Origin of the sequence: Bradyrhizobium sp. LMG 9283 (assembly GCF_045571415.1) — a bacterium.
Classification (GTDB): Bacteria; Pseudomonadota; Alphaproteobacteria; order Rhizobiales; family Xanthobacteraceae; genus Bradyrhizobium.
The window spans coordinates 4,645,756-4,658,863 of the sequence record NZ_CP120691.1 but is presented as its reverse complement, the minus strand read 5'-3'; the positions used below and the strand labels follow the sequence as shown (position 1 = coordinate 4,658,863).

At 65.3% G+C, this 13,108-nt stretch carries 9 protein-coding genes and 1 tRNA gene; 8 read left to right on the top strand and 2 right to left on the bottom strand.

Annotation, left to right across the window (positions count from 1 at the left end; genetic code table 11):
* Nucleotides 1-44: 44 nt before the first annotated feature.
* The gene (locus P6U29_RS21955) at nt 45-1,079 is read right to left on the bottom strand and encodes a cysteine synthase A (protein ID WP_407112234.1); all 1,035 of its coding nucleotides are present in this window, start codon (nt 1,077-1,079) and stop codon (nt 45-47) included.
* Nucleotides 1,080-1,779: 700 nt separating this feature from the next.
* Between P6U29_RS21955 and P6U29_RS21950 the strand changes: the two genes are divergently transcribed.
* The 7 genes from P6U29_RS21950 to P6U29_RS21920 all read left to right on the top strand — a co-directional run bounded on the left by P6U29_RS21950 (nt 1,780) and on the right by P6U29_RS21920 (nt 12,207).
* The gene (locus tag P6U29_RS21950; protein WP_407112233.1) at nt 1,780-3,264 is read left to right on the top strand and encodes an efflux transporter outer membrane subunit; all 1,485 of its coding nucleotides are present in this window, start codon (nt 1,780-1,782) and stop codon (nt 3,262-3,264) included.
* Nucleotides 3,254-4,645, top strand: coding sequence for an efflux RND transporter periplasmic adaptor subunit (locus tag P6U29_RS21945; RefSeq protein ID WP_407112232.1), 1,392 nt, complete (start codon nt 3,254-3,256; stop codon nt 4,643-4,645). Before P6U29_RS21950 ends, P6U29_RS21945 begins: the two co-directional genes overlap by 11 nt.
* A 37-nt stretch (nt 4,646-4,682) precedes the next feature.
* On the top strand, nt 4,683-7,832 hold the full coding sequence (locus tag P6U29_RS21940) for an efflux RND transporter permease subunit (RefSeq protein WP_407112231.1): 3,150 nt from the start codon (nt 4,683-4,685) through the stop codon (nt 7,830-7,832).
* A complete protein-coding gene (locus P6U29_RS21935) occupies nt 7,832-10,936 on the top strand; it encodes an efflux RND transporter permease subunit (protein WP_407112230.1) in 3,105 nt (1,034 codons plus the stop codon). Before P6U29_RS21940 ends, P6U29_RS21935 begins: the two co-directional genes overlap by 1 nt.
* A gap of 37 nt (nt 10,937-10,973) precedes the next feature.
* The gene (locus tag P6U29_RS21930; RefSeq protein WP_407112229.1) at nt 10,974-11,714 is read left to right on the top strand and encodes a tRNA-uridine aminocarboxypropyltransferase; all 741 of its coding nucleotides are present in this window, start codon (nt 10,974-10,976) and stop codon (nt 11,712-11,714) included.
* Nucleotides 11,715-11,808: 94 nt separating this feature from the next.
* Nucleotides 11,809-11,882 (top strand) — tRNA-Cys (locus P6U29_RS21925).
* A 178-nt stretch (nt 11,883-12,060) separates the two neighbouring features.
* On the top strand, nt 12,061-12,207 hold the full coding sequence (locus P6U29_RS21920; RefSeq protein ID WP_407112228.1) for a hypothetical protein: 147 nt from the start codon (nt 12,061-12,063) through the stop codon (nt 12,205-12,207).
* A 44-nt stretch (nt 12,208-12,251) separates the two neighbouring features.
* Here the strand turns inward: P6U29_RS21920 and P6U29_RS21915 are convergent, their stop codons facing one another.
* Nucleotides 12,252-12,458, bottom strand: coding sequence for a hypothetical protein (locus P6U29_RS21915; RefSeq protein WP_407112227.1), 207 nt, complete (start codon nt 12,456-12,458; stop codon nt 12,252-12,254).
* Between the two features lie 258 nt (nt 12,459-12,716).
* Between P6U29_RS21915 and P6U29_RS21910 the strand changes: the two genes are divergently transcribed.
* Nucleotides 12,717-12,977 (top strand): hypothetical protein, encoded by a 261-nt coding sequence (locus tag P6U29_RS21910; RefSeq protein ID WP_407112226.1) that lies wholly within the window; start codon nt 12,717-12,719, stop codon nt 12,975-12,977.
* Nucleotides 12,978-13,108 lie beyond the last annotated feature (131 nt).

The following is a 13,108-nucleotide window of genomic DNA, read 5'->3' as shown; positions in this document are numbered from 1 at the left end:
CGCCTCGTGAGCATGCGTCGCGGACGTGAGCCTTCCCGCGACGATCACACGAAGGGCGGCTTGATGTTGCTGCGCTTCTCCAGCCACTCCGGCACCGGCAGGTTCTTGGCGCGCATGAAGTCCGCATTGAATAGCTTCGACAGATAGCGGCTGCCGGAATCGCACAGCACGGTGACGATGGTCTTGCCGGGCCCGAGCTGCTTCGCAAGTCGCATCGCGCCGACGACATTGATGCCCGTCGAGCCGCCGAGGCACAGGCCTTCGTGCTGGAGCAGCTCGTAGATCGCGGTGACGGCTTCGGCATCGGGAATGAGATAGGCGTCCTCGACCTTGGCGGTCTCGACGATCGCAGTCGCGCGGTTGAGGCCGATGCCCTCGGTGATCGAACCGCCGGGCGTCGCCTTGGGATCGCCGGTCCTGAAATATTCGTACATGCCGGCGCCATGCGGATCGGCGCAGGCGATGCGGATGTTCTTGTTCTTCTCCTTCAAATAGCGGCTGACGCCAGCCAGCGTGCCGCCGGTGCCGACCGAGCAGATGAAGCCGTCGACCTTGCCGCCGGTCTGCTCCCAGATCTCTGGGCCCGTCGACTCGTAATGCGCCTTGGCGTTGTCGAGGTTGTTCCACTGGTCGGCGAACAGCACGCCGTTCGGCTCGGTCTTGCGCAGCTCGTCGGCGAGCCTGCGGCCGACATGCTGGTAGTTGTTGGGGTTGGCGTAGGGAAGGGCCGGGACCTCGATCAGCTCGGCACCACACAGCTTCAAGAAATCCTTCTTCTCCTGGCTCTGCGTTTCAGGGATGACGATCAGCGTGCGGTAGCCGCGCGCGCTCGCCACGACCGCAAGCCCGATTCCGGTATTGCCGGCGGTCGCTTCCACCACGAGACCGCCGGGCTTGAGCTCGCCACGCTTCTCCGCCTCCAGGATCATCCATTTGCCGGCGCGGTCCTTGACCGACTGGCCCGGATTCATGAACTCGGCTTTGCCGAGAATGGTGCATCCGGTCAATTCCGAGGCGCGCTTCAGCTTGATCAGCGGGGTGTTGCCGATGGCTTCGACAACGTCGTTGCGAATGGTCATTTTGGGGGAAATCACTACCAAAGGGTTTTGATCAGGTTTCGCCAGAACCTAGTGCTTGGGAGGCCAAAGGGGAAGGCTTTTGCGTTGCGGCGAACCGGACCGAAACGCCCGCCCAAACCGTGATATGGTTGAGAGGCGAGATCGGCGATGATGCGCTCGGCCGCGAGACGGGATACCGGTAGGAGGAAATGGCCGAACTCCGTCAGGGCACGGCACGATGACTCTCGTGATGAGCGGTCTTGGGACCATTTTTTGCCACAGCGTTCGGAAGCTCGAAGCGATGTCGGCACGATGGACGGCTTCGTTTTCGGCATATTGACGGGTCTTACAGGGCGGCCCAGAGGGCGCGACTGAGCTGAAGCCGCGTGATGCGGTTGGATTGAAGGAGCTCGGCGGCCGGTGTGGCCGCAATATCACATGAAATCTTGGTAAGCTTGCTCACGTTTCCCGATGTTTCGTAATGAGAGAAGTCCCTGCGAGACAGGCACATTTTACATTTTGGTCAGTTCGCTCCCGCCCCGTTGGCACGGGCATCTCGCAACTGCGGCCCTGTCCCGCCGTTCCGCGCCCGGCTAGTATGGATCTTAGGTTCCGCAGAAAGCATCACCGCTGTGAACGCGTTATCCAAAGCCTTCCGACTGTCCCGCCGCGAATCGGCTAATCCGGCTGCACGGCGGCGGCTCGATCTGCCCGGCGGGGGGTGGATGTGACACAGCAAGTTCCAGCGATCGCCTCGCGGCGGTCTCTCGGTTCTGCATTCCGGACGCTGCGCGCGGCGCGATGGATTGCGGTGTTGTGCCTTGCCGCCGGTTCGGGCGCTTGCGTGCTGACCCAGGATCTCCCCGATCCCGCGCTCGACGTACCCACGCAATACAAATATGCCGGCAAAGGCGATGCGCCGCCATCGCTGGATTGGTGGCGTGGCTTCCGCTCTGCAGAGCTGACCCAGCTGATGGAGGAGGCGCAGACCGTCAACCTCGACATCGCCGCCGCGGTCGCGCGCATCGTCCAGGCCGACGCCCAGGCGCGGCAGGCGGGCGCGGCGCTGCTGCCGAGCGTGTCGACGGCCGGATCGGAAACCTACTCGCGCACCTCGGGCTCGAGCGCCTCGGGCCTGTCCATCGGGGGACGCGAGGTCGTCAACTATTCGGCCTCGCTGAGCGCGAGCTACCAGCTCGACTTCTGGGGCCAGAACCGCGATGCGCTGCAAACGGCGGAGGAAACGGCCAACGCCAACCGCTTCGATCGCGACACTGTCGCGCTGACGACGCTGGCAGCCGTCGCCAATGCCTATTTCCAGCTGCTGGCCTCGCAGGACCGCATCAGGACCTCACAGCGCAACATCGCGAGCGCGCAACGCATCCTCGATGCGGTCAAGGAACGGCGCAGGGCCGGCACCGGCACCGATCTCGACGTCGCCCAGCAGGAGAGCGTGCTCGCCAACCAGAAGGCCTTGGTGCCGCCGTTGCGCCAGACACTCGACCAGAACGCCAATGCGCTGGCTGTTCTGGTATCACGCCCGCCGGAGAGCGTGCGCGTGCTCGGCGGCTCCTTGGACCGGATCGCGATCCCACGCGTCACGCCTGGTCTACCGTCGGAGCTCCTGACGCAGCGGCCGGACATTCGCCGCCAGGAAGCCCAGCTCGCCTCCGCCACCGCAAACATCGGCAATGCCCGCGCCCAATTCTTTCCGACCATTCAGCTCACCGGCAATGGCGGCTATCAGAGCTCGGCGCTGGTCTCGCTGTTCCAGCCGCATGCCGCCTTCTTCCAGCTTGTCGGCAGCGCGACACAGCCGATCTTCGACGGCGGCAGGATTCTCGGCAATTTCGAATTCGCCAAGGCGCGACAGGACGAGCTGCTCCAGACTTACCGCAAGACCATCATCCAGGCCTTTGCCGACGTCGACAATGCGCTGTTCTCGATCAAGCAGACCACGATCAAGCTGCAATTGCAGCGCGACGTCGTTGCCGCCTCGCGCCGTGCTTTCGATCTCTCCGAGCAGCAATTGCGCGCCGGCACTGCCGACATCGTGACCGTGCTCAACACCCAACTGACCCTGTTTCAGGCGGAGGACGCGCTGTCGCAGGCCCAACTCGCACGGCTCCTCGCCATCGTCAGCCTGTACCAGGCGCTCGGCGGCGGTTGGGAGCCGAGGATGGAGAAACCGGTCAATGCTCTTTAAGCCGGAGACGAAGCAAGACGCGAAGGAAGGGGCGGCGAAGAAGTCGCGCGGCCGCGGCCTGATCATGCCCCTGATCACGCTCGCGATCCTCGGCGGGCTCGGTTATCTCGGCTGGACCGTCACGCATCAGCAACAGGCCAACAACCGCAACCAGCGCCCCGATCTGCCGGTGCCCGTGCTGGCGGCGAGCCCGCGCATCCAGGACGTGCCTGTTTATCTCGACGGCGTCGGCGCGATCCGCGCGCTCAACACCGTGACCGTGCGCTCGCAGGTCGACGGCAAGCTGATCGCCGTCAACTTCACCGAAGGCCAGGATGTCAAGAAGGGCGACGTGCTCGCCGAGATCGATCCGGCGATCTATCAGGCGCAGTACGATCAGGCGGTCGCCAAGAAGGCGCAGGATCAGGCCCAGCTCGCCAACCAGCGCATCGATCTCGCGCGCTACGAGCAGCTCGCCGCGACCAATGCCGGCTCCAAGCAGCAGGCCGACACCCAGCGCGCGCTGGTGGCGCAGACCGAGGCGCTGGTGAAGGCCGATCAGGCCGCTATCGACAATGCCGCGGCAACGCTGAGCTACACCAAGATCGTGGCGCCGATCTCGGGCCGCGCCGGCCTGCGCCAGGTCGACCAGGGCAATATCATCCACGCCTCCGACACCACGGGTCTCGTGGTGATCACGCAATTGCAGCCGATCGCGGTGTGGTTCAGCCTGCCGCAGCAGCAGATCATGCGCGTCAACGCCGCCGCCGCAAAGGGCACACTCGCGGTCGACGTGTTCGGCAATGACGGCATCACGGTGATCGACACCGGCAAGCTCACCGGCATCGACAACCAGGTCGACCAGACCACCGGCACGCTCAAGCTCAAGGCCGAATTTCCAAACGCCAATTACCAGCTCTGGCCCGGCCAGTTCGTCAATGTCCGCCTCAAGGTCGAGACCTTGCCGCAGGCGCTGGTGGTGCCGACCTCTGCTGTGCAGCGTGGTCCGATTGGGACCTTCAGCTACGTCATCGGCGAGGACAACGTCGTCTCGGCCAAGCCCGTGACAGTGACCCAGCAGAACGAGCACGACGCGGTGATTGCCAGCGGCCTCTCGCCGAGCGACAAGGTCGTCACCACGGGCTTTGCCAATTTGTCCGACGGCTCCAAGGTGATCGTGGGCCGCGACGACCAGACCCCGTCGGCCGATCTTGCCCCGCGCAAGCGCTCGCGCGCGCCGGACGCGCAGAAGAAGGATGGTGCCAAGGAAGGCCAGAAGGACGGGCAGGGCAAGGACGGTGAGTTCCGTGCCAAGCGCAAGAGCAGCGAAGGCGACCAGAAGGGGCAGACTGGGCCGGCGCCGGGGCCGGGGGCATCGGGAAGTGGAGCCAAGCAGCCATGATCCCGACAACAGCCGCTTGAAGCGGCAGGCATAACCCATGGGTGTCTCCGAACCCTTCATCCGGCGGCCCATCGCGACCTCGCTGCTCGGCATTGCGCTCTTGATCGGCGGGCTGCTCGGCTATTTCGCGCTGCCGGTCTCGGCGCTGCCGCAGGTTGATTTCCCGACCGTGCAGGTGACGACGCAGCTTCCGGGCGCGAGTCCGGACGTGATCGCCTCGCTGATCACCGCGCCGCTGGAGCGGCAGCTTGGCCAGATCCCCTCGCTGTCGGCGATGAACTCGACGAGCTCGTTCGGCGTCAGCCAGATCTCGCTCCAGTTCGACCTCAACCGCGATATTGACGGCGCCACCCAGGACGTGCAGGCCGCGATCAACGCGGCGGCCGGCGTGCTGCCCAAGACGCTGCCTTACCCGCCGACTTACGCCAAGGTGAACCCGGCAGATGCGCCGGTGATGACGCTGGCGCTGCGCTCCGACACGATCTCGCTGCGCGTGATGAGCGACATCGCGGATACGATTTTGGCGCAACGTTTGAGCCAGATTTCAGGGGTAGGGCGCGTTTCGGTGCTCGGCGGGCTGAAGCCGGCGGTGCGCATCCAGGCGGATCTGGCGCGCCTTGCCGCCTATGGCATCGCCATGGAGGATCTGCGCACCGCGATCGCCAATGCCAATGTCTCGGGGCCGAAGGGCTCGCTCGACGGCGCGCAGCAATCCTACATCATCGCCGCCAACGATCAGATCGCCGCCGCCGACGCCTACAAGCCCGTCATCATCGCCTATCGCAACGGCTCGCCGGTCACCATCGGCGACGTCGCTCAGATCATTGACGGCCTCGAGAACGACCGCACCGGCGGCTGGTACCAGGGCACGCCGGCCGTCATCATCGACATCCAGCGCCAGCCCGGCGCCAACGTCATCGACGTCGTCAGCCAGATCCGCGCAGAGATCCCGAAACTGCAGCGCGCGATTCCGGCCGGTGTGAACCTCACCATCGTCTCTGACCGCACCGTCACCATCCGCGCCTCGGTGCGCGACGTGCAGTTCACGCTGGTTCTTGCCGTCGTGCTGGTGACGCTCGTGGTGCTGCTGTTCCTGCGCTCGCTGCGTGCCACGCTGATTGCCGGCGTCGCGCTGCCGTTGTCGCTGATCACGAGCTTCGGCATCATGTATTTTGCCGGTTTCAGCCTCGACAATCTGTCGCTGATGGCGCTCACGATCGGCACCGGCTTCGTCGTCGACGATGCCATCGTCATGATCGAGAACATCGTCCGCCACATGGAGAATGGCGAGAGCGCGATGGAAGCCTCGCTGAAAGGCGCCAGCGAGATCGGCTTCACCGTGATCTCGCTGACGGTGTCGCTGATCGCGGTGTTCATCCCGCTGCTGTTCATGTCTGGCCTCGTCGGGCGCATGTTCCGCGAATTCGCGCTGACCTTGACCATCGCGGTCGTGACCTCGGCGGTGGTCTCGCTGACGCTGACGCCGATGATGTGCTCCCGCCTGCTCAAGCATGCCCACGAGGAGCTGGCGGTGCCGGGATTGGCCGCGATCAGCCGCTTCATCGACCGCACGGTCGATGCCTATCACAGATCGCTTTTGTGGGTCCTGGAACGCCAGCGCGCCACGCTGGTCGTGACCTTCGCCACGCTGATCGCGACCCTGGTGCTCTATGTGGTCGCGCCCAAGGGCTTCCTGCCGCTGCAGGACACCGCCTCGATCACGGCGGTGACGGAGGCCGGGCCCGACGTGTCGTTCGCGGAGATGCAGAAGCGGCAGGCCGAAGCGGCGGATGCCATCAAGGCCGACCCTGATGTGGTGGGTGTGGTCTCGGTGATCGGTGCCGGCTCGGTCAACCCGACCACCAATGTCGGCCGGCTCGTCATGAGCTTGAAGCCGCGCGGCGAGCGGCGTGACGATGTCGCAGGCGTCGTCGCCCGGTTGAAGGAACGGGTGTCAGGCATCCCCGGCATGACCATCTATTTCCAGCCGGTGCAGGACGTGCAGATATCGACCCAGTCGAGCCGCTCGCAATACCAGTACACGCTGACCGGCACCGATGCGACGCTGGTCTCGGAATGGGCGCGCAAGCTGGTTGCGGAGATGCGGCGCGATCCCTTGTTCCGCGACGTCTCCTCCGAGGCGCAGGAGGGCGGCCTGCGCGCACAGCTCGATGTCGACCGCACCCGCGCCGGACAGCTCGGCGTCAGCCTTCAGGCTATCACCGACACGCTCAACGATGCGTTCGCCCAGCGTCAGATCTCGACCATCTACGGCCAGGCCAATCAGTACCGCGTGGTGCTGGAGGCGCTGCCGATGTACCAGCGCGATCCCTCGATCCTGTCAAAGCTTTATCTGCCGGGCGCCGCGAGCACGACCGTCGGCGCGCCCAGCGCCCAGGTGCCGCTCTCGGCCGTGGCGACGCTGAAGCGGACCACGGCGCCGCTCGCGATCTCGCACCAGGCGCAATTCCCATCCGTCTCGCTCAGCTTCAACCTGGCGACCGGCGCGGCGCTCGGCGATGCCGTCGAGGCCGTGAAGGCGATCGAGACCCGCATCGAAATGCCCAACAGCATCGTCGGCGTCTACGCGGGCGATGCCGCCGAATTCGCCAAGGCGCTCGCCGGACAACCCTGGCTGCTGCTCGCCGCCGTCATCACGATCTACATCGTGCTGGGCGTGCTCTATGAGAGCTATATCCACCCGATCACGATCCTCTCGACGCTGCCCTCGGCCGGCGTCGGCGCGATCCTGGCGCTGGTGCTGTGCGGGCAGGATCTCTCGGTCATAGGCCTGATCGGTATCATCCTGTTGATGGGCATCGTCAAGAAGAACGCGATCATGATGATCGACTTCGCGCTCGAGGCCGAGCGCGGGCAAGGCATGTCGCCGAACGAGGCGATCGTGCAGGCGTGTCTGTTGCGCTTCCGTCCCATCATGATGACGACGCTGGCGGCGTTGTTCGGCGCGCTGCCACTCGCGATCGAGAGCGGCACCGGTGCCGAGCTGCGCTTTCCGCTCGGCATCTCCATCATCGGCGGATTGCTGCTCAGCCAGCTGCTGACGCTCTACACCACGCCCGTGATCTATCTCGCGCTCGACCGCATCAACCGCCGCCTCGAGCAGGCGCTGCCGCCGGCCGAATCCGGCGGCCCGCCGGTCGCCGGCGCGACCGAGGGGATGCAGTGATGGCGTCGATCTCGGAGCCCTTCATCCGCCGGCCGGTCGCGACCACGCTGCTGTCGATCGGGTTGTTCCTGCTGGGTGTCGTCGCCTACGAGTTCCTTCCCGTCGCCTCTGTCCCCAACGTCGACTTCCCCGCCATCTTCGTCTCGGCCAGCCGGCCCGGCGCCGACCCGTCCGTGATGGCGGCCACGGTCGCCTCGCCACTGGAGCGGCGGTTAGGTGAGATCGCAGGCATCAACCAGATCACCTCGACCTCGACCCTCGGCACGACCAGCATCCAGCTCCAGTTCGACATCGGCCGCAACATCGACAAGGCCGCACGCGACGTGCAGGCGGCGATCAACGCAGCGATGGTCGACCTGCCGAGCGATCTGCCGATGCTGCCGCGCTTCCGTAAAGCGAATACGGCCGGCGCGCCCGTCTTCGTGCTGGCGCTGACCTCGAAGACGCTGTCGGCAAGCGCGATCTACGACGTCGCCGACACCGTGCTCGCGCAGCGAATCTCGCAGGTGCCGGGTGTCGGTGACGTCACGGTGTCCGGCGCCGACCAGCCGGCCGTGCGGGTACAGCTCAACCCCGTCGCGCTGTCGAACGCCGGTATCGCCACCGACGACGTCAGGACCGCGATCATCAACGCCAACCCGCTCGGACCGGTCGGCATCTTCAACGGCGAGCGCCAGAGCGAGACGCTGGCGCTCAATCGGCAGATGCGTACCGCGAAGGAGTTCCGCGACATCGTCATCAAGAGCTCCAACGGCAATTTCGTGCGGCTCTCCGACGTCGCCGACGTCGAGGATTCCGTCCGCAACGCCCGTTCGATCGCCTGGTTCAACAAGCAGCCGGCGGTGCTGATCCAGATCACCAAGCAGGGCGATGCCAACGTCATCGACACCGTCGATAGGGTGAAGGCGCTGATTCCTGCGCTGAGGCAGTGGATCCCGGCCGGCGTCGAAATCTCCACTTTGGTCGACCGCACCGGCACGATCCGCGCCAGCGTGCTCGACATGCAGTGGACCCTGCTGGCGACCGCGGTCCTGGTGATGGTCGTGGTGTTCGTGTTCCTGCGCCGCCTGACCCCGACGATCGCAGCCGGCATCTCGGTGCCGCTGGCGCTCGCCGGCACCTGCGCTGGGATGTGGGTCGCGGGCTTCTCGATCGACAATCTGTCGCTGATGGCGCTGGCGATCTCCGTCGGCTTCGTGGTCGACGACGCCATCGTCATGATCGAGAACATGTTCCGCAATCTCGAGCACGGCATGCGGCCGTTCCGGGCGGCGCAGGAGGGCGCGAAGCAGATCGGCTTCACTGTGGTCTCGATCAGCCTGTCGCTAATCGCCGCGTTCACGCCGCTGATCTTCATGGACGGCATCGTCGGCCGTCTCCTCCGAGAATTCTCGCTGACACTGACCTTCGCGATCCTGGTCTCCACACTGGTGTCGCTCACGGTCACGCCGATGATCTGCGCCCATTACATCCGCCAGACCACCTCCGGCACCGCGACCCTGTTCGATCGGATGATCGAAGGCTCGCTGTCGCGCATCGTCGCCTTTTACGCTCGCACCTTGCGCACCGTCCTGGAATTTCCGCTGCTGACGCTGCTGGTGTTCTTCGCCACCATCGCGCTCACGGTGACGCTCTACATCAAGGTCCCCAAGGGTTATTTCCCGACCGACGATTCCGGTTTCATCATCGGGGCGACGCGCGCTTCGGCCGACATCTCGTTCCAGTCGATGCTCGGCCTGCAGCAGCGGCTCGCCGAAATCGTGATGCAGGATCCGGCCGTCGCCGGCATCGGCTCGACCGTCGGCGCCGGCGGTGGGCCGGGGGGAGCGACCTCGAACCGCGGCGTCATGTACATCAGCCTGAAGCCGCCGGAGGAGCGCGACCACGTCTCGACGCAGGTCGTGATCGATCGCCTCAGGCACGCGTTGTATCCCGTCCCCGGCATCCGCCTCTTCATGTTCGCCGCCCAGGACGTGCGCGCCGGCGGGCGCCAGAGCGATTCCGATTACCAGTACACGCTGTCCAGCACCGATCTCGGCCTGTTGCAGAAGTGGGCCCCGATCGTGGCCAAACGCATGGAGAGCGTCGAAGGCATCACCGACATCTCCAGTGACCGCGACCCTGGTGGGCTTCAGCTCACGCTTTCCATCGACCGCCAAAAGGCCTCGGCGCTCGGCGTCAGGGTTCAGGACATCGACAATGCGCTCAACAATGCCTTCGCGCAGCGGCAGATCTCGATCATCTATACCCAGCGCAACCAGTACATGATCGTGCTGGAGATCGACCCGAAGTTCCAGGTCGATCCCTCCAACCTCGAACGCATTTATGTCGCGGGTGCCAATGACGTTCAGGTGCCGCTGTCGGCCGTGGTGCACGCGACGCGCGGGCTCGCGGCGCTCGCGGTCTATCATTCCCAGTCGTTCCCCTCGACCACGGTGTCGTTCAATCTGTTGCCGGACGTGCCGCTGCAGACCGCGACGCAAAACATCCAGCGCGCGGTCGAGGAATTGCACATGCCCGAAGGCATTCGCGGCAGCTTCGACGGCAATGCCGGCGATTTCGCCAGGACCAGCAGCCGTCAGCCGCTTCTGATCCTCGGCGCGCTGATCGCGATGTACATCGTGTTAGGGGTGCTCTACGAGAGCCTCGCCCATCCGCTCACGATCATCTCGACGCTGCCCTCGGCCGGGCTCGGCGCGCTGCTGGCCTTGCAGCTGACCAACACGCCGCTGACGGTGATCGCCTTCGTCGGCATCATCCTCTTGATCGGCATCGTCAAGAAGAACGGCATCATGATGGTCGACTTCGCGCTCGACGCCGAGCGCCGGCGCGGGTTGTCCTCGGCCGAGGCGATCTTCGAGGCATGCCAGGCGCGCTTCCGGCCGATCCTGATGACGACAATGGCAGCGCTGTTCGCCGGCATTCCGCTTGTGGTCGCGACCGGCCCCGGCACGGAGCTGCGCCGCCCGCTCGGCATCACCATCATCGGCGGCCTGTTCGTCTCGCAGATCCTGACGCTCTACACCACGCCCGTGATCTATCTCCTGATCGACCGCCTGCGGCGCCGATCCGAGCCGCGTCCGCTGCCCGCGCCGGCGGAATAGGTTGTTGCAGCGACGCGCGAAGCGTATAGCGGCGACCATGTCGAACCCATCCGAGACGACGGCCGCCCCGCCCGAGGCGATCCCCGAATGCCCGCACTGCCAGAAGCCGATGCCGCTGTGCATCTGCGACAGCGTCACGCCCATTGAGAACCGGCTCTCGCTGCTGATCCTGCAGCATCCGCAGGAGCAGGACAGGGCGCTCGGCACCGCGCGGCTGCTAGCGAAGCACTTTGCCGATGCCACCGTGCGGGTCGGCCTGTCCTGGCCGAGCCTGTCCAAGGCGCTGGGGCGGCCGGTCGAGAATGCCGCGCGCTGGGCCGTGCTCTACCTAGGCTCGGCCCGCGCCGCCGATCTCGAGGCCGAAGGTGAGATCGTGGCGCTCAACCGCAAGGGCGAGGTCGCGGAGAACCAGCGCGCGATCCTCGGCAAGCTCGAGGGCGTGGTGCTGCTCGATGGCACCTGGAGTCAGGCCAAAGCGCTGTGGTGGCGCAATCCCTGGATGCTGAAATGCCAGCGCGTGATCCTCAATCCGGCGCATCCATCGCGCTACGGACGTCTGCGCAAGGAGCCGCGCCGCGACGGGCTCTCGACCATCGAGGCGGCCGCGACGGTCCTCGCCGGCCTCGAGCGGCGTCCCGACATCGCCGAGACACTGCATGCCAGTTTCGAACGGATGCTGGCGCGCTACCGCGAGGTCCAGGCCGAGATGCCGGAACTCGCACCCAAGCCCGCGCCCAAGGGCCGCCGGCGCGACTTCCGGCGCGGCAAGCGCGCCTGACTTTGGATCCACATCGGAAAAGACCATCGCCGCCAAAGTCGGACGAAGGCGGTTGCCTAAGCCATTGATCCCCTATATTGGTCCGCCCTTACGGGGCCACGTGGCGGAGTGGTTACGCAACGGTCTGCAAAACCGTGTACACCAGTTCAATTCTGGTCGTGGCCTCCATTGCAAGCCTTTGATTTTCCAGGAAAATGCGAGTTTGCAGCGGGTGCGGCGGAAGCTTGCCGCGTCGCGCCCACCGGGCTTGCCCGAGACTCAGCGGGAACCGATGATTCAGGTCGATGGCATAGACTTCGCATCTGCGAAGTGATGCATGTCTCGTCAACCGAGCGCTGGAGAGCACGTGGGCGACATCGTCCGATTTGTCCCAAAATCCGAGCTGGAGCGGGCTCGTCTCATTCGTGAGGCGCGCGCGATCTATGACCGCATCTTTCCGCCGGCTGCACCCGAGCGGGCGCCGCAGGACGGCGAGGAACGCGTCAAGAATTGATCGTGGTTGCGCCGCGGGCGCATCCGTTCACGGCAAAGCCGGCCTCAGCAGGCCGCGTACCAACCATCGGGGAAGGGCAGGAGGGGCCAGGCGCCCTCGTTGTCGTTGGCGGCCTTCAGAGCTTCCTTGGGTGTTGCGTCATACGACCACGAACGGGCCACGAATTCCTCCTCCGGCGCGGGCGCGAAGTCTTCAAAGACCATGGCGTCCCGGACAGCATCCAGCAGCAAGTTGAATTCGGCTTCGCTCATCACACCCTCGCAGAACGCGGATGGCGCAATGTCGCAAAGCCGGTTTGTTTCCGGATTGACCGGATCGTTCGCATTTTAACGATGCGGCGATCGGGACCCGATTGGTTAGCGATTCCTGAAAAAATCCCCGGCAAACCCTACGTGCCGCCACGGCGCAGCCGGTGTGAAAGAAATCACATTCCCAGCGGTTTATTTCGCCTACCTCTTCGCACCATGCCGGCCAATGCAGGCCGGGGCAGGCAGAGCGGGAGACTGGTCATGAAGGCGAGGTTCTTGCGGTTTGCGGGCGTGAAAAGCCGGGCGCGTGGCGCCTCGACGGTCGGACTGTTCCTGACGCTGTTTGCCTCCGCCGCTCATGCACAGGGAACAGCGGAGCAGCGGCGGGCCTGCACGCCCGACATCTACCGGCTCTGCGCCGGCGAGATCCCCGACGTCCGCGCCGTCACGGCGTGCCTGCGATGTAACCAGTCGAGCCTGAGCGAGGCTTGCCGTTCCGTGTTCGACCAGGCGCGTGGCTAGGCTGCCCTCCTTGTGAGTTTGTGCGCAGCAAGTGCCTCGCACGGGCTCGCGAATCCGTCATGGTCAGCCTGTGGATATGCTGCGGACAAGGCTGTGGAGGGCCGGTTGATCTGTTGCGGATGGCGACCGTG